Source organism: Gemmatimonadales bacterium, from assembly GCA_036500345.1.
In the GTDB taxonomy this organism is placed as follows: Bacteria; Gemmatimonadota; Gemmatimonadetes; order Gemmatimonadales; family GWC2-71-9; genus Palsa-1233.
This window is the reverse complement of the sequence record DASYCE010000012.1, coordinates 31,669-48,667: the sequence shown is the minus strand read 5'-3', so window position 1 is coordinate 48,667 and position 16,999 is coordinate 31,669. Positions and strand designations below refer to the sequence as shown.

At 65.1% G+C, this 16,999-nt stretch carries 16 protein-coding genes and 1 other RNA gene; 10 read left to right on the top strand and 7 right to left on the bottom strand.

Annotation, left to right across the window (positions count from 1 at the left end; translation table 11 throughout):
• Window positions 1-72 precede the first annotated feature (72 nt).
• The 5 genes from VGM20_06665 (at window position 73) to VGM20_06645 (ending at window position 2,813) form a co-directional block, all read left to right on the top strand.
• Complete coding sequence (locus VGM20_06665; GenBank protein ID HEY4100540.1) at window positions 73-459, top strand: hypothetical protein; 387 nt, start codon at window positions 73-75, stop codon at window positions 457-459.
• Window positions 460-581: 122 nt separating this feature from the next.
• Window positions 582-845: a ferredoxin family protein gene (locus VGM20_06660; protein HEY4100539.1), complete on the top strand. Its 264-nt coding sequence runs from the start codon at window positions 582-584 to the stop codon at window positions 843-845.
• A 303-nt stretch (window positions 846-1,148) separates the two neighbouring features.
• Complete coding sequence (locus VGM20_06655; protein HEY4100538.1) at window positions 1,149-1,319, top strand: hypothetical protein; 171 nt, start codon at window positions 1,149-1,151, stop codon at window positions 1,317-1,319.
• Window positions 1,320-2,477 (top strand): HRDC domain-containing protein, encoded by a 1,158-nt coding sequence (locus tag VGM20_06650; protein HEY4100537.1) that lies wholly within the window; start codon window positions 1,320-1,322, stop codon window positions 2,475-2,477.
• A gap of 3 nt (window positions 2,478-2,480) precedes the next feature.
• Window positions 2,481-2,813, top strand: coding sequence for a metal-sulfur cluster assembly factor (locus VGM20_06645; protein HEY4100536.1), 333 nt, complete (start codon window positions 2,481-2,483; stop codon window positions 2,811-2,813).
• A 17-nt stretch (window positions 2,814-2,830) separates the two neighbouring features.
• On the opposite strand, the gene VGM20_06640 is transcribed toward VGM20_06645, so the two are convergent.
• Window positions 2,831-3,949, bottom strand: a complete 1,119-nt coding sequence (locus VGM20_06640) for a serine hydrolase domain-containing protein (GenBank protein HEY4100535.1) — start codon at window positions 3,947-3,949, stop codon at window positions 2,831-2,833.
• A 30-nt stretch (window positions 3,950-3,979) separates the two neighbouring features.
• On the bottom strand, window positions 3,980-4,780 hold the full coding sequence (locus VGM20_06635) for a matrixin family metalloprotease (GenBank protein HEY4100534.1): 801 nt from the start codon (window positions 4,778-4,780) through the stop codon (window positions 3,980-3,982).
• A gap of 92 nt (window positions 4,781-4,872) precedes the next feature.
• Between VGM20_06635 and VGM20_06630 the strand changes: the two genes are divergently transcribed.
• Window positions 4,873-7,143, top strand: a complete 2,271-nt coding sequence (locus VGM20_06630; GenBank protein HEY4100533.1) for an MMPL family transporter — start codon at window positions 4,873-4,875, stop codon at window positions 7,141-7,143.
• A 24-nt stretch (window positions 7,144-7,167) separates the two neighbouring features.
• Here VGM20_06630 and polA read toward each other — a convergent pair whose 3' ends face one another.
• Complete coding sequence (gene polA, locus VGM20_06625) at window positions 7,168-10,032, bottom strand: DNA polymerase I (GenBank protein ID HEY4100532.1); 2,865 nt, start codon at window positions 10,030-10,032, stop codon at window positions 7,168-7,170.
• Window positions 10,033-10,066: 34 nt separating this feature from the next.
• Entirely contained in the window at window positions 10,067-11,497 is a 1,431-nt protein-coding gene (locus VGM20_06620) for a GWxTD domain-containing protein (GenBank protein HEY4100531.1), read from the bottom strand.
• 79 nt (window positions 11,498-11,576) lie between these two features.
• Here VGM20_06620 and VGM20_06615 point away from each other — a divergent pair, with 79 nt between their 5' ends.
• Window positions 11,577-12,473 (top strand): serine/threonine-protein kinase, encoded by an 897-nt coding sequence (locus tag VGM20_06615; GenBank protein ID HEY4100530.1) that lies wholly within the window; start codon window positions 11,577-11,579, stop codon window positions 12,471-12,473.
• Window positions 12,473-13,021: an orotate phosphoribosyltransferase gene (gene pyrE, locus VGM20_06610; protein ID HEY4100529.1), complete on the top strand. Its 549-nt coding sequence runs from the start codon at window positions 12,473-12,475 to the stop codon at window positions 13,019-13,021. Before VGM20_06615 ends, pyrE begins: the two co-directional genes overlap by 1 nt.
• Before the next feature lie 89 nt (window positions 13,022-13,110).
• Here pyrE and VGM20_06605 read toward each other — a convergent pair whose 3' ends face one another.
• The 3 genes from VGM20_06605 to VGM20_06595 all read right to left on the bottom strand — a co-directional run bounded on the left by VGM20_06605 (window position 13,111) and on the right by VGM20_06595 (window position 15,599).
• On the bottom strand, window positions 13,111-13,770 hold the full coding sequence (locus VGM20_06605) for a hypothetical protein (protein ID HEY4100528.1): 660 nt from the start codon (window positions 13,768-13,770) through the stop codon (window positions 13,111-13,113).
• An 81-nt stretch (window positions 13,771-13,851) separates the two neighbouring features.
• A complete protein-coding gene (locus tag VGM20_06600) occupies window positions 13,852-14,685 on the bottom strand; it encodes a hydrogenase maturation protease (protein ID HEY4100527.1) in 834 nt (277 codons plus the stop codon).
• A gap of 74 nt (window positions 14,686-14,759) precedes the next feature.
• Window positions 14,760-15,599, bottom strand: coding sequence for a helix-turn-helix domain-containing protein (locus VGM20_06595; protein HEY4100526.1), 840 nt, complete (start codon window positions 15,597-15,599; stop codon window positions 14,760-14,762).
• A gap of 113 nt (window positions 15,600-15,712) precedes the next feature.
• Here VGM20_06595 and rnpB point away from each other — a divergent pair.
• Both rnpB and VGM20_06585 read left to right on the top strand, forming a co-directional pair.
• An RNA gene (gene rnpB / locus VGM20_06590) (RNase P RNA component class A) lies at window positions 15,713-16,115 on the top strand.
• Between the two features lie 66 nt (window positions 16,116-16,181).
• A complete protein-coding gene (locus VGM20_06585) occupies window positions 16,182-16,970 on the top strand; it encodes a hypothetical protein (protein ID HEY4100525.1) in 789 nt (262 codons plus the stop codon).
• The last annotated feature ends 29 nt before the right edge of the window (window positions 16,971-16,999 follow it).

Below are 16,999 nucleotides of genomic sequence, written 5' to 3'. Positions count from 1 at the left end.
GCTGGGATCGGGCGAACCAACCCTGTATCATCTCCTGTCGTACCACTGGCACACTCGACCCCGGATCTCTCGATGCGATTTCGCTGGATCACTCCGCTCGTTGCCGCCACTGTGGCCGCATCCCACCTCTGTGCCCAGGCTCCGGTCACCATGCCGGCGGGGAGTTACATCATCCAGGCGCGCGACAGTGCCAGGGCCGACAGCGTCGGGATGGCTGGCTGGCCGCTGGTGCTCAAGGGAAATGGCGCCTTCACGATCACGTCGCCGGATACGCTGACCTTCAGCGGCAAGCTGATGCAGAAGGACGGGATCGCCACATACACCGACCAGGCGTGCAGCGAGCCCGGGCAGTACATCGTGCGCCAGGAGCGCGGTGGGTATGCGTTCGACGTGAAGAGCGAGACCTGTTCTGCGGGGTGGTCGAAGCTCCTCTTTGTGCCGGGGAAGCCAAAACACTAGGTCGCGACACGCGTTGGCGGCGGCTCCCCCTTGCGCACGCCGGGGGGCGTTCCTACTGTGTGCCACGCCGGAAGCTGTGCTGCGCTTCCTGATTCAGTTCGGGATTGTGAAGGAGAACCTCGATGCCCTACATCATTACGGAAGCGTGTATTGGCATAAAGGATCGCGCCTGCGTGGATGTCTGTCCGGTGGATTGCATCTACGAAGGCGACGATCAGCTGTACATCCATCCTGACGAATGCATCGATTGCGGCGCATGCGAGCCGGAATGCCCGGTCAGCGCGATCTTTCCCGAGGAAGATGTTCCGGCGAACCTGCAGGCCTATATCGCGAAGAACCGTGAGGTCTTCGATTCCGACACGCCGCCGGGGCGGCCCAACAAGTAGCCGGTCGGAGTCGCGTCTCCTTCCCCGCCCCCTGCGCCGCATCCGCGCCCGGGCTGCACCATCTGCGAGCCCGACCAACCTCCCCGAGACCGAAGACCGAAAAGAGGACGCCCGCCAGGTCCGGACTAGCCGGAATCCCGACGGGCGTCTCAAGGAAGGCTTGCAATGTGATGGCGGTGACGGATGGAGAGGTTCCGTCGGGACCGCCATTCCTAAAGACGCTCCCCACCCCCGAATGTTTCACACCCAGGGTCAATAACAGCCGGTGCTACGTTTGATGGCCTGCAACGCCCGAGGGAGCCGATGCCGACCACCGACTACATCCGCCATGCCGCCAAGCTCGCCCGCAAGGTGTATCTCGACAGCGCCTTGGGCACGCCGCCCGCTCCTGATCCCGAGTTCTACAAGAGTCTTGCCAAGGCGCTCGAGGACGTCGCCGACGGGCTCGAATTAATCGCAAAGCGACGCGACTGAGTGACCGTCCGGCTGATTGACCGCCCCGAAGCATTCACCGGCCTGCTCGCCGAGATCGCCGACGCCGATCTCGTCGCGCTCGACACCGAGGCGGCCTCCTTTCATCGATATCACGATCGCATCTACCTGATCCAGCTATCGACCCGCACGTCGACCGCTGTGATCGATCCCCTCGGCGTCGGGGACCTCGCGCCGATTGGGCGCCTCCTCGCCGATCGGTCGGTCGAAAAGGTCTTTCACGATGCCGATTACGATTTGCGGCTCTTCGACAAGGAGTTCGGCTTCCACGCAACGAACCTGTTCGATACCAGAATCGCCGCGCAATTCCTGAATGAGCCAGGGATCGGACTCGCTGCCCTTCTCGACAAGTACTTCGGATTGAAGGCAGACAAGCGGTTTCAGCGCGCCGACTGGTCGGTGCGGCCGCTTTCGACAGCGATGCTTGAGTACGCCGCCGGCGATACAAGAAATCTTTGTGAGTTGCGAGATATACTACGTCAACAACTCGATGGAATCTCCCGACTTTCGTGGGTGGAAGAAGAGTTCGGGCTTGCCGAGGAGATCCGCTGGACTGCCTCCGAATCCGACCCGTCGCTCGATTTCCTGAGGGTCAAGGGAGCGCGCGCGCTCGATCGGCGCGCATTGGCGATCCTCAGAGCTCTGTATCGGTGGCGTTCCGAGCTGGCAGCGTCACTCGATCGCGCCGAGTTTCGAATCATGGGCAATGAGGTCATGCTGCATCTGGCCCAGCACCCAGTAGACTCCGGCCAGGAGCTCACACGGGTCAAGGGAATCGGTCGGGACATCGGCGAGCGCCGGAGTGGCGAGATCCTGGCCGCGATCAGCGAGGGGAAGGGAGTGCCGGATGACGAACTCCCGAGGATCCCGCGTCCGCCGCGCCGGCTCGCCGATCCAGCCTACGAAACGCGGCTGGAGGCGTTGAAGCGGGAACGGAATCGGCTTGCGACGGAGTTCTCTCTTGCGCCAGGTGTCCTCTGTCCTAATGGGACGCTCGAAGCGATCGCGCGCGCCGAGCCGGAGAACGTCGAGTCGCTGGCGCGAGTGGCCGGCGTCCGGACGTGGCAGGCCGGGGTATTCGGTGCGGCACTGGTGACCGCAATGCAGACTGCGGAGCCGACCGCGGTGAAGGAGATCTGAGAGATGACCGATGGTGAAGCAGCCGCAGCAGCAACGCCGGTATCAGCCGACCTGGCGCGGAAAGCGTTGCGCGCGGTGAAGGACCCCGAACTCGGCCTCAACATCATCGATATCGGGCTGGTGTACGACGTGTCGGTGACTGTCGACAACGTGGTGCACGTCCGCATGACGCTCACGTCGCCAGGATGTCCCGCAGGCGGTGAGATCATGGAAGACGTCAAGCGGACCCTGACCGACCTCGAAGGCGTCGCCGACGTCGATATCGAACTCGTGTGGGAGCCGTACTGGACCCCCGAGCGAATGGATCCGAGAGTTCGCGCCTTCCTGGGACACTGAACCCCGCCACAGACCAGCTACGCGTGACAGCCGCCGAGGGCCGCGCGAACCGCGTCGGCAACGCGCAACCGAATCTCCTTGAGCTGAACAAACGACGCTTCCGGTCGTGCGGGATCGAACGCGCGATTGGTGAGAAGGACGACGAACAGGTTGTTGGCAGGGTCGATCCACATCTCGGTGCCGGTCCACCCCGTGTGACCAAATGTCGTCGGCGTTGCGCAGCGCCCGTAAAGCGAGACCTTCTTGCCTCCCGGCGGGAGTGGAGTGTCCCAGCCGAGCACTCGCGTTCCGCTGGTCGCCGTGTGACTGAGGAATTCCGAGACAGTTGATTCCTTGAGCCACTTCCCGTGGCCAGCGGCGCCCTTGAGCCACCCCTGGTCGAAGCGCGCCAAGTCGAGCCCCGTCGAGAAAAGTCCCGCATGCCCGGAGACGCCGCCGAATGTTGCTGCGTTGCGGTCGTTCACCGTGCCACCGACCGGGTGCCCGTGCCAGAGTCCAGTGGGCGCGGCATCCACCTGGGCGCGCTTGTCGGGTCGATACCCGGTGGAGACCATGCCGAGTGGCGAGAAGACCGCAGAGTCGGCGAAGCGATCGAGTGATTGGTGGGAGGCGTGTTCGACGACCAGCCCGGCAAGCATCCCGTTGAGGTCGCTGTAGACCGGCTTGGCTCCGGGTATTCCGGCGAGCGGCGTGATGAAGAGTTGTTGAAGCGCTTCGGCGGGCGTGTGCGACGTAATCCAGAATTTGATATACGCCGGCATCCCGCTGGTATGCGTCAGGAGCATCCGAACCGTGACCTGGTTCTTGCGGCCGCCGGCGAATGCGGGCACGTATCGCGAAACCGGCGCGTCGAGTTCGACACGGTGCTGCTGCACCAGGACCGCGAGCGCACCGGTCGTCGCGACGATCTTCGTCAGTGACGCCAGGTCCCAGCGTGTGGTGGCCGGGTCAGGGGAGGGAGACGAACTGCTCCAGGTGAAGTGACCGTAGCCGCGCGCATACAGGATCGTGTCGGCCCGGCCGACCACCACGACAGCGCCGGGGTAGATCCGTTGTGCGATGCCATCGCGAATCGCGGCGTCGACTTGTGCGAAACGCTGCGCCGATGCAGGGCGGGGAAGTGCAATGAACAGCACGGCGGCAAACCACGACAGGCGCACGGCGGGTTACGGATGAACGCGCAGCGGCCCGGGGGTGACGGCATACAACAGACGCAGAGTCGCCTGGTCGCGATCGGACGGTCCGGCGACCGGGGCGGTACGGAACATCAGGTCGCCGGGATCACCGGAGTGAGGCAGGCCGAGGGCGTGTCCGAACTCGTGGGTGGCGACGCGCATCCGCACCGCCGGTGGCACGAGGGTCGAATCGCGGTTCCGGCGAAGCGCGAGCGTCACGTCTGCGGAGTGTACGACACCGTCGGTTCCCCAGCTGACCGTGGTGTTTCCGATCTGGCCCGTGTCCGGTAGCGTGACCACCCAGTGCACCTGGATATCCGCCGAGTCGGCTGTTGGTACTTCCTTGAACGTGACACCGGATGCATTCCCATCCCATTTGTGGAGCGCAGTGCGCGCTTCAGCGACCAGCAGAGGTGTCCAGCCTGGTACCGTCGTATCGGCGACGAACGCGACCCGGAGTGTCGCACTGTCGGGCCAGCGCGTGACGGTAGAGTCGGTCTTCATGAGCATCGAATCGAGATAGACGCTGTTCCCCTCCCGCGCGATGCGGCGCCGCACGGCGAGGCGGGTGAACAGATCGAGTTCCGGGGTCGAGACCGCCGGAATCGATGGGTCAGCCCCGGCCGGGCCTTTCGGGGCCGCGGCCACGCGGGTCGTCGTAGTGGTGGTCACCCCGACCGCCGGCCCATGGACGGCAGCCGGAGCCGGAGGCTGGCTGGTGCCGTGCCTCGATCCGCCGATGATGATCACGACCAGAACGGCGAGGAGGATTCCCAGAACGTTACGGAGCACGTTGGGAATATCGGCAGGAGGGGGAGTTTTTTGCGAGGGCGTGGTCAGCGGGATACCTAGCGATCCCGCCCGGCGAGTCCTACCATTGTGCCGTGTTCGACAGGATCGGAAGCGCCCTCGTGCGCGGGCGATGGGTGGTCATTGCCCTCTGGGCGATCGTGGGCGCGTACGCCGCGTCCCACGCGAGTGAAACGGTGGGCCGCCTTGAGCTTCGCGGGGGCGCCGACGAGATGACCGAGGCGCGAATCGCCGATTCGCTCCTTGGCGCGCGCTTTTCGCGGCCAGTCTCGGAGTTCTTCGCCGTCACCCTCCAGAGCCCGACCCCAGTGACCGAAGGCGTCGCCGGTGCGCTGCTCGATTCGCTGACCGCAACCGCGAAGGCCGAGCCGTGGGTGCGCGGCGTCCTGTCATTTCGTACCACCCACGATTCGACATTTCTCGCGCACGACCGCCGCACGACCTTCTTTCTCGTCTCGCTCGGCGTTTCCCACGATTCGGTGGGGAACGTCGTGCAGCCGATGCGCGATGCGTTCCAGCAAGTGCTTCGGCATTTCCCCGACGGGGAGGCGTACAGCGTCCTGGTGACCGGCCGCGCGCCGCTCGACATCGATATCCGCACCGTGAGCGCAGAGGATGCGCGCCACAACGAACGCAAGCTGGTGCCGATCACGCTTGCGGTGCTGGTCCTCGCCTTCGGTGCGCTCGTCGCCGCACTGCTGCCGGTGATCGTCGGGATCCTTGCCATCACCATCGCACTGACGATCGTCGGGATCATTGCGCAACACATGTCCATGTCGGTGTTCGTCCTCAACATGATCTCGATGATCGGTTTGGGCGTGGGGATCGACTATTCACTGCTCGTCGTCACGCGTTTCCGCGAAGAGCTCAACGCGGGGCTCGACGCGGGGGAGGCTGCCGCCCGCACCTTCGCCACCTCGGGACACGCCGTGCTGACGTCGGGGATGACCGTCGTGGTCGGCTTCGCGGCGCTCCTGCTGACGCCCCTCTCGGAGACGAAGAGCGTCGGGATCGCGGGATTGGTGGTGGTCGCGGTCGCGGTCCTGTTGTCGATCACCCTCCTCCCGGCGCTGCTCGCCGTCCTGGGGCGGTCGATCGATCGGCCACGGTGGATCGCACGGCGGCTGGCGTGGTATCACCGGCCGGCGGTGTGGGAGCGGTGGGCGAGATCGCTGTCGCGCCATCCATATCGCGCGGTGATCATCGGCAGCTGCATCATCGCGCTACTGACGATCCCCGCCTTCTTCCTGCGTATCGGCCTTCCGAGCCGCAACTGGTGGCCCACGGAAACCGAAGCGGGAGCCGGTGTGGCAACCCTCGACCGGATGGGAATGTCGGGGTACGTGCAACCGCTCCGTATGATCATCGAGTTTCCGGAGGGGACCGCGGCCACCAGTGCTGTCGCGCTGCGCGGACTCAAGCATCTCTCCGATTCGCTCCGTGCCGATCCGCGGATTCGCGACGTCAAGTCGCTGGTCGATCTGAGTCCCGGCAGGAGCGTGCTCGAATATTCGCTGCTGTACAGCGAACCGGACACCGTCCGTGCCCGCTATCCCGACTTTCTCGACGCGTATCTCGCACGCGACGGCCGGACGACGCTGATGGATGTGATTCCATCCGACACGACATCACTCACCACCACGATGGACGTGGTGCGGGATGTGCGCGCACTCGTGGCGTCCCGTCGGATTCGGCAGCTTCAGGGCGCGACCATCCGGGTCGGCGGATATGTCGCCGCGGCGCTCGATTTCCAGCGCCTGCTGCTGGCGCGGTTCCCGCTGATCGTCGCGCTCATTCTCGGCGTAACCGGCCTGATGCTGGCAATCGTCTTCCGATCAGTCCTGGTACCGATCAAGGCGATCGTGATGAATTCGCTCTCGGTTGCCGCGACGTTCGGGATCGTCGTGCTCGTCTTTCAGCACGGGATCGGCAGCCAGATCTTCGGCATCGGCGGGCCGACTTCGGCGATCTACGTCCTCGTGCCCGTGCTGGTCTTCGCCGTGGTCTTCGGATTGTCGATGGACTACGAGGTCTTCCTCCTCGCGCGGATCAAGGAGTCGTTCGACAGCAGCGGCCAGAATACCCGTGCGACGCGCGAGGGATTGTCGGCGACCGCGTCGGTAATCACCTCGGCGGCGCTGATCATGATCGCGGTATTCGGCGCCTTCGCCTTTGCGCACATTTTGCTGATGCAGTTCATCGGATTCGGCCTGGCTGTCGCGGTCTTCCTCGACGCCACCCTGGTGCGCATGGTGCTGGTACCGGCATTCATGCAGATCGCAGGGCGTTGGAACTGGTGGCCCGGCGTGCGCGAACCGCGGGAGGATCACCCCGACGTCGACTGAGCGCACCGGCTCCGCGGGAGTCCATCAGCGCTTGGCGTCGACCCAGTTCTTCCCGATCCCCACACTCACCACGAGCGGGACGTCGAGTGTGGCCGCTCCCTCCATGTGCTCCTTGACCAGCTGGGCCGCGCGCTCGGCTTCGGATTCGGGCGCTTCGATCACCAGTTCGTCGTGCACCTGGAGAAGCATCCGCGCGCGGAGGCCCGCGGCGGGGAGCGCTGCGTGAATGGCGATCATCGCTCGCTTGATCAGATCGGCTGCGGATCCCTGCAACGGCGTATTCTGCGCCAGCCGCTCGCCAAAGGCCCGGATGTTGAAGTTCCGGTCGCGAATCTCGGGGAGATAGCGGCGGCGGCCAAAGAGCGTCTCGACGTACCCCTGTTCCCGCGCGACTGCCACCTGCCGGTCGAGATACTCACGCACTCCGGCGAACCGCGCGAAATAGTCGGCGATGAATCGCTTCGCCTCGTCCTGCGGAATGCCGAGCATCTTCGAGAGCGAGAAAGCGCCCTGCCCGTAGATGGTGCCGAAGTTGATTGTCTTGGCGCGGCCGCGCATTTCGCTGGTGACTTCGCCGATCGGCACGCCGAAGATGATCGCTGCAGTCTGGCGATGAATGTCCTCGCCGCGCTGGAACGCGCCGATGAACGCGGGATCGTGCGACAGGTGAGCCATCAGCCGCAGTTCGATCTGGGAGTAATCGGCGACGACGAACAGGTTTCCGGCCGCCGGCACGAATCCGCGCCGGATGCCCTCACCGCGCGGTGTGCGCACCGGAATATTCTGCAGGTTCGGATCGTTCGATGACAACCGTCCGGTCGCCGCACCGACCTGGTTGTACGACGTGTGAATCCGTCCGGTCTCGCGATTCACGGCGAGGGGCAGGACATCGACGTAGGTGCTCTTGAGCTTCTGCAGTTCGCGGTAGCCAAGGATCAGCCGGGGAAGGGCATGCCCCTGATCGGCAAGCTGCTCGAGCACGTCGGCATCGGTCGACGGGCCGGTGCGCGTCTTCTTGAGCACCGGCAATCCAAGATCCTCGAAGAGAATCGCGGCAAGTTGCCGCGGCGAGTTGATGTTGAGCGCCTTGCCGCCGGCGGCGGCCTGAATCTGGGCGCTCACCTGTTCGAGGTCGCGGGCGAGTTCGCGCGCCTGTTCCGCAAATGCGACCGCGTCGATGGCGATACCGTCCCATTCCATGTCGACCAGGACCGGCACGAGGGGGAGTTCGATCGTCTGCAACAGCGGATTGAGCTTGTGCTGTTCGAGGTCGGCCGCGAAATGGCGATGCAGCGAGAGCACGGTGGCACTGTCCGCTCCGCAGTACGCTGCCGCGCGCTGCACTGCCACCTCGGCGAAGGGGATCTCGGTCTTCCCCTTCCCGGCAAGATCAGTGTAGAGGCTCATGCGCCGGCCGAGAAACTCGAGTGCCAGGGCGTCGATGCCGTGCGATCGCCGGGACGGATCGAGGACAAACGATGCCAGCATCGAATCGTACGCCAATCCACGTACCTCAACGCCCGCCCGCCGCAACACCGCGATGTCGTACTTCGCGTTGTGGGCCGCCTTCGGCACCGCGGCGTCCTCAAGCAGCGCCTTGATCGGAGCGCATTCCGGCGCGGTCAGCGGCGGGAGATTGCGAGGCGGCGGTGGCGACGAGTCGGCAGTGACGCCGTCACCGCCAAAGAGATCTCGCGCCGGTGCCCGGTGGCCAAAGGAGAGATACCAGACGCGGTCCGGCGCCGCGGCGAGGGAGAGCCCGATCAGTTCGGCATCGTGCGGCTGCAGTGATGATGTCTCGCAGTCGAACGCCACGAGCGACGCGGCGCGGAGCTCCGCGGCAATCGCCGGCAGCAGCGCAGCATCGTCGACCACGACGGCGTTGCAATCGACGAAGGGGATTTCGGGGATATCGACCGTTGCGGGAATCGTGGCATCACCAGCGCGGGTATCGGCGTCGGCCGGCGGCGCATCGTTACCCGTTGACGTCAGTCGCTCGAGCCTCGGGATGATCGAGTTGAACTCCAGCTCGGCAAAGAACCGCGCCAGCATGAGACGATCGGGCGCGTGCGCGGTGATGGTCGACAGGTCGAGCTCGACCGGGACATCGGTCTTGATGGTGACCAGGCGCTTGGAAAGCCGCGCGGCATCGCCCTGTTGCTGCAATGCTTCGCGCGCGCGCTTCTGCGTGATCTCGCCGGCGCGGTCGAGAAGCACTTCCACGCTGCCAAACTGCTGCAGCAACTGCACCGCACCCTTTTCACCGATTCCCTTCACCCCGGGGACGTTGTCCGACGTGTCGCCCACCAGCGCGAGCCAGTCGGTCACCTGCGACGGCGGCACGCCGAGCCGTTCGGAGGCGTTCGATTCGGTGACCCACACTTCATCAACACCAGCCGGACCGCCGCGCCCGGGGTTGAGCAGCGCCACGCCCGGCCGGATGAGCTGGTAGAAATCCTTGTCACCCGACACGATGACCGCCTGCAGACCTGCCGCCGCCGCGCGGAGCGCCAAGGTCCCGATGACATCGTCCGCTTCGTAGCCCGCGACGTCAATCAATGGAATCCGGAACCCCTCGAGCAGCGTGCGTACCCGCTCGACGGCGCGATCGAAATCGGCCTGCAGCTCATCGTCGAGCTTTTCCCGGGTCGACTTGTACTCCGCATATTCGGCGGTCCGGAACGAATCGCCGGCGTCGTTGACCCACACGACGTAGTCGGGACGGTACTTCTCGCGTAGCCGCAGCAGGAAGTTGGTGACTCCCCATACGGCCGAGGTGTTCTCGCCGCGCGCGGTACGCAGTGGCCGGGTAATGAGCGCGAAAAACGCCCGGTAGATCAATGCGTAGCCATCGATGAGGAACAGCTGTGGCGGGGTATGCTCTGGCATCACCCGAAAATAACGTGCGCGGAGCGACCGAGGTTCACTGCGAGGGTGAGCGCTGAATCCGATTGCGGATGTTCTGGAAGTCGGAGCGCGATTGCGGGGTGAGCAGGAAATGACCGAACCCGTTCACGTCCTGGAAATACAGCACCAGCCGGTAATCGGTGTATTGCCAGATGAAGATCCGGCCGGCGTTCTGCAGCTGCGCCGACTGGTCGTGCATTTCGTCGGGCTCGCCCAACGTGATGAAGACCTCACCGCGATCGGTACGCCAGCCTGGATCGCCCGCCTCCCGGAAGCGCTGATTTGCTTGTGCCAGCCGCCCGAAGTAGATGTCGAGGGCTTCGTTTTCCGGCGTCGACGGATTCGGATCGGTCGCCTTGTAGAAATCCTGCCACATCTGGATCCGGTCGGAATTCTTCGCCCGTCGCATCGCCTCGATGCGGCGATCCTCGCCGAAATAGCGCAGCAGCGAGAGAAGATCATCGAAGTTGGTCACGATCCACGCCGACGAGAACGAGACAACTGCACTGGTGCGGTGGGTCTGGTCGAGACCGGCGCCGACCGCGAATCGCTCGGGCTGTGCGCCGGTGCGGGCTGCGTTGGGACCGATCAGGATGTCGAGCTGTCCAAGCGGTGCCGAGTCGGGAGCGAGCCGGATGACGCGCCCCTCGATCGCACCGTTGCCGGTGAAATGCACGCTGGTGTGCATCACCAGCGAATCGTGCTCATCGCGGACCTGCATCGGGACATCAGTCGGCTTGGTGAAGCCGTTCCCCTCGACGTAGATCAGCAGCGTATCGCCACCGTACGACACGGTGCCGCGCGGATTGAGGACGATCGACAGCGAATCGTTGCGCGTGGCCCGGCCGCGAACGCTGTAGGCCAGGATCGGTGCCGTGTAACTCCCCGCGTCGAAGACCGGCGCCTCGACCTTTCGCTGGGCAGTTCCCACCTGGTTGTTGCCCAGGTCGCGCACCCGGACGGCGAGCTGGTAGCTCCCCGGGACGAGCGGGATTCGCTGCTGCAGCAGGATGCTTTCGTCGGTGCGCTGGGTTTCGGCAAACGAACCGACCCGAACCGATTCATCGCGTCCGACGATGACCGGCGGCGCGCCGGCACGCTCGAATTCGTACTCGACCCGGTAGCGGGCCGCGAAGGCGCTGCCGCTCTTCTCGAAGCCGAACGCGCGGTTGGCCAGGGAGAGCGCGACAATCGCTTCGGTCGAATCGCCCGCCCCTGCCACGAAGGCGACCGATCCGATGTAGGGGATACCCTGAGATGAGACCAGGCGGCCCAACTGCGAGTAGAGGGTGCTGGGATCGAGCATCCTGGCCGCTTCGGACCGCGTATCGGTCTGCGGGGTAGATCCGACGCGCTGCCAGGTCCCGGTCCCACCGCATCCGACCATCGCGAGCGCGAGGGCCAGTGGAGCTCCTGCTGCCGGGATACCCACTGAAAAACGGCGCATGACAGATAATACGACGACCATGGCGAGACCGCTTGCGCTTGCCGGGTGGCAAGTACGGGCGATACCTTTGCCGATCCCCATGCCACCAGATCCCCTCGTAGGCAGGACGATCGCCGGCTACACCGTTCGCAAGGCTGTCGGCGAAGGCGGTACCGCCCAGGTCTATCTCGCCGAACACCCCGAACGCGGCAAGGTCGCGCTCAAGGTGCTCCGGCCGCGTCTTGCCACCGACGCGATCGCGGTGAAGCGATTCCTTCGCGAAGCCGAATTCGGCGCCCGCGTGACCCATCCGAACGTGGTCCGCACGTTCGACTTCGGCGAGTCCGACGGCGTGCAGTACCTCGCGCTCGAATGGGCGGAAGGCGAGCCGTTGGAGAGCTTTCTGGCGCGATCGGGAAAGCTCGCTCCGCCGGTGGCAGCCAACATCATTCAGCAGCTCGGGGCCGCCCTCGAAGAAGCGCACAAGGTCGGCATCATTCACCGCGATCTCAAGCCGGCGAACATCATGTACGACCCGGCGACACAGACGGCGCGATTGCTCGATTTCGGTATCGCGCGCGACTCGGAGCTTCCCGCGGAAGAACGCCTCACGCGCGCCGGGTTCTTCGTCGGAACCCTCCAGTATGTGGCTCCTGAAGCGCTTTCCGGCGAACTCGTCGGCGAGCAGGCGGACGTCTATTCGCTCGCGGTCATCGCTTACCAGCTTCTGACCGAAGTCACGCCGTTCCCGGGAAAGAATCCCCGTGAACTCTTCCAGCAGCTGCTGACGCAGGAGCCGATCGCCCTCAATCAGGCCGATCGCAGCGTGAAGTTCAGCGGCCGGCTCGAGGAAGTCGTCATGAAGGGATTGGCGCGCGACCTGTCGAAGCGGTGGAAGACCGTGATGGACTTCACCCGCGCCTTCTGCGATGCGGCAACCGCTGAGCCGGAGAAGAAGGGCGGGTTCTTTTCGTCGCTGTTCAAGCGCGACGGATGATGTCCGAGCGGGACCAGCTGATCGATCTTCTCAAGCAGCGATCGATCCGCTTCGGTGATTTTATCCTCGCGTCCGGTGCTCATTCCCACTACTACATCGATTGCCGCTTGACCACGATGTCGGCGGCAGGACAACTCGCGATCGGCCCGCTGGCGCTCGCCGCGATCGGTGGCGCCGGGTGGAATCCGGATGCGATCGGCGGCCTCACAATGGGCGCGGACCCGGTCGCCTATGCGATCGCCGCGGCAAGTGCGCGTGCAGGGACACCGATCGACGCATTTTCGGTGAGGAAGGAGCCGAAGAAACACGGGACGGCAAAGCGGATCGAAGGAAATTTCCGGTCCGGATCGCGAGTCGTCGTGGTCGAGGATGTGATTACTTCGGGGGGATCGGCCCTCGATGCGATCAGTGCGATCCGCGCTGAGGGCGGCGAGGTGATCGGGGTCGTGGCGCTGGTTGATCGAGAATCCGGCGGTCGAGAGCGGATCGAGACGACCGGTGTCGGCGTCCGTGCCCTGGTTCTGGCATCCGAGCTTGGAATCAGCTAGGACAATTTCATTGATTGCTCCAAGTTCTTTGAACCAAAAGACTTGGCACCGGCCGATGGCTAGTAGTCGTTCATGAGACCACCATAGCGTTAACCCGCCATCATGTAATGACACCGCTCGTCTTGCGCGCGCATCAACGCAAACGGCCCGGACGGCTGCAGAATCACCCCGGGGATGAGATGCTTGATCGCCTGGGCGCGGGCATCGTTCCCGTGGAAGTCCGCCACCATCATGCCGAAGGCAACATTGCACGCCAGCACGATGCCGCCGGCAGCGATGAAGGCGGTGATCTCCTTGCTTCCGCTGTTGCCATGGGTCGAGTGCGTGGCCGGTGCGGTGCTGTCCGCGGGAGTCGGGTTTACCGCCGACCCGCCGCCTCGGCCGCCGGCCGCGGGACGGCGAGGATTGAACTCATTCCAATAGGCATCGTCCATCACCTGGGCGATCCCCTGATGCCGTACGACAACGACAGTCGACAGCTGTTTGTCGCCCAGACCGAAGACCTTCTTGTACTGGTCACGCCACATCACGGCCCGAGCGGTCGGGTCTCCAACCATCGTCGGGATATCGAAGACCGCGCGGTATTTGCCGCGGATCTTCTTGGTCCACGAAAGGTCCCATGCCTCGTCCACCGGATCGAGGCGCCCGGCGCGTTCAACGTCGGCGGCGGAGAGCGTCGTCGCGTGCAACGTCGACGCAACAGCGCCCAGTCCGAGGTATGAGAGAAAGGTTCGTCGCGAAGCGGGCATGCGGCATCCGGTGCGGAAGGGAACTCAACCGGACCCTATGCTAATCGCGGCGACGGCGAGCGGACAGGACTGGGCCGCGCCCTACATCAGCGTGAGCGCCGGTCGCTCACTCGTGACCTCTCCCGGGTCGTCCCATCCTCTCTCGCTCCGCGCGTCTCGCACCAGTGAAACGATCATCGCCACCGCAGGGTCGATCGCAGCGGCCACCGCCGGCGACAATCCCACAGTCACGTCATCACCGTCGCCCGATTGCTCCGGCTCGCACGCCACCACAAGTATCCGGACTGGCATGGCGCCGAGCGAGCGCGCCAGCGCGAGCACGCGGAAGGGATCCACGCCGTGGACGTCGTGTCCGGCGTCAGGCCACGCGCGATCGGCATTGACGAGTGTGACTGTCCCCGGCAAGATCCCGCGCGGCGCCGCATCGACGAGGAGGACGGTGTCGTACTGTGCGATGGCGTAGGCGAGATCCATTCCCCGAACGCCGAAATCAACGACGTCGGCGCCGACAACCTTGCCGTCGGCCTTGAGGCGTTGCACCACCTCGATGCCCCAGCCATCGTCCGCCTTGAAGATGTTGCCGATCCCCGCGACGAGGACCCGCGAGGCTGCGTCATGGAAGGCGCGGTCGACCGGCATCACCTCGTCGACGCGGAAGAAAAATCGATGACCGAAGATCTGGTGATCGCGGAACTCGCGCACACGATCGTCGTCGACGGAGACAATGAAATGCGGTGAGCCCTCGATGTCGAGCTCGATCGATTCCACGGTCGCGGCCTTTCCCGCCAGTGCGAGATCGAGGAAGTCGCGGCTGGCGCGCGGGGCGAGCCGCACCCGGCTCCCCGCCGACACGTCGATGTCGCCAATGCGGATGCTCGACGGCGTTCGTGCGCCAACCATGTCCCGGCCGTTCATCCCCGACCCCCGGCGTCGATGTCGCGAAGATGACGTGGCACAAGCGGGCCGGGACACAGCGCCGGTTCGAACGGTCACCCGCGGCCCGGCGCCAACGGCTTGAATTCCCTCCACGTTTCGCGATACGGGTGGACGAATCGGTCAAGAAACCGGTCGAGGACGGCACAGAAGGGAAAGCGCGCGCGAAACTCGCTCGGCGTGATCCCCAGGACGATGCGCAGGTGGCGTCCGAACGATTGAGGCGACGCATACTCCAGGCGGTACGCCACGTCGGCGATGGTGAGCTCACCTTCATCGAAGAGGCGCGCGGCATAGCAGAGCCGCATCGCAACGAGATGATCCTTCGGGCTCGGCAACCCCGCTCGCGCAAACCGCGACACGAAAGTGGATGGTGTGACATCCAGCGCTGCCGCGAGTTGACGCACCGTTGTGGTTCGCGGCGCCGATCGGGCCAACTGTTCCCAGAAACGGACGCTCGATGCTGGCATCGCTCCGAGCGCGACAAGAATCGGTGTCAGAATCGCCTGCGCCCGTTCGGTCGGTGGGGTGCCGAGGACCTCGCGAAGTCGCCGCCACCCGGCGGGATTGGTGGCGTCGACCACCTGGCGCACACCAGTTGCGCCGAGGCGGAGCAGCGCCTCGGCATCGCCGGCTTCGCGCGAGGTGACCAGCGCGACCGTTGGCACCGACGGAAAGGCGCGAGCGAACTGCTCGAGCAGTGCCGGTGCCTCGCCGTCGCAGCGGCGGACCGAGACGAGCATTGCATCGACCGATCGCTCGCGAAAGAGCCGCAACGCGTCGCGCACCGACTCGCGATGGACCAGCGAGAAGCAGCCGCTCCCTGCAGCGTCGACGCGGGGTCGCTCGAATGGATCGACGACGGCGGCAACGATGGGCGTCGTGGAGGTGGGCATTGGGGGCTCCGGAGAAGGGACCGTGAGCCTCGCACCACTCCATCAACAGGAGATCAATCCGTCGTCGAAAGCGAGCGGCGGCGCGGCTTTGCCGCGACGACTAGATTTCGGTCGGGGCAGGACGCGACGATCGCGGTTCCGGGCGCAAGCCGGGGATCGAGGAAAGTCCGAGCTCCACAGGGCAGACCGCCAGGTAACGCCTGGGCGCCGCAAGGCGACGGACAGGGCAACAGAGAGCAGACCGCCGATGGTCCCGAGGGAGCGCGCAAGCGCGAGTCGAGGGACACAGGCAAGGGTGAAACGGTGGGGTAAGAGCCCACCGCCCCGCGCGTAATCGCGGGGGCACGGTAACCCCCGGTCGGAGCAAGGCCAAATAGGCGGCGAGGTGCGGCCCGCACCGTTCGAGCCGCGGGTAGGCTGCTTGAGGCGACCGGCGACGGTCGTCCCAGAGAGATGATCGTCTCCCGGGCCAGGTTGGCCGGGAAACAGAACTCGGCTTACGGTCCTGCCCTGCCGCGCCGCTTCGTGCGGCGCGGCCACGCAGTCGGCGTCACCTGTTCACACCCAGCAGCGAGGAACCCGATGCTGACGACCCTCTTTGCACTCGCGCTGGCGCAGGGACCGTCACCCGCCGCGACACAAACACCGCCGTACCGCTATCGACTCGAAGTCAGGACATCGCGCGAAGTCGACCAATCGGCAGTGGGGCGCCCCAAGCTGTCGGAAGGGCTCGCCACCACGGCATTGATTTCCGTGGTCACCCGGGACAGCGCCGACGGAATTGTCGCCGAGGCGACCGTCGATTCGTTGACGCTCGACCCGAGCGGCGCGCTCGCAGATCAGCTGCGCAACAACCCTGGCTTGGCCCGTAGCGCTAGGGGCGCACGGGTGTCGCAGTACATCGTGCGCGGCCGGATTCACGGACCTCCAGTCTTTTCTGATTCGACGAACCAGGCGCTCGGCGCAGTTGCGCAGGCACTCGCCGTCCTCTTTCCCTCGCTGCGCCGGGGCGCAAAGGTCGGCGAGGGGTGGTCGGATACCACAAACATCGTGGCCGGCAATGCATCGCAAACGCAGCAGCCGCAGACCAATGGGCAGGTCATTTCCGTCTGGAAGGTCGTGGGCAATGAAGGAAATGCCCTGGTACTGGACGGAAGCTCCACGACGCACACCAAGACCGATGATCCGACCCATGGCCAGTCGATGACACTGAGCGGAACCACGCGCGAGCACGTCGTGATTCCGCCAGCCGGCCCGCTGCGCCGCGCGACGATCGAAACGGCCAATGACATGGCGATCTCGGTCCCCGGCATGTCGACGCCAATCCCGGGGAAGACGACGGCATCGCTTTCGCTCGTGCCGTTGCCCTGATCCGTGACGCGAGCCGAGGCCCGCGATTG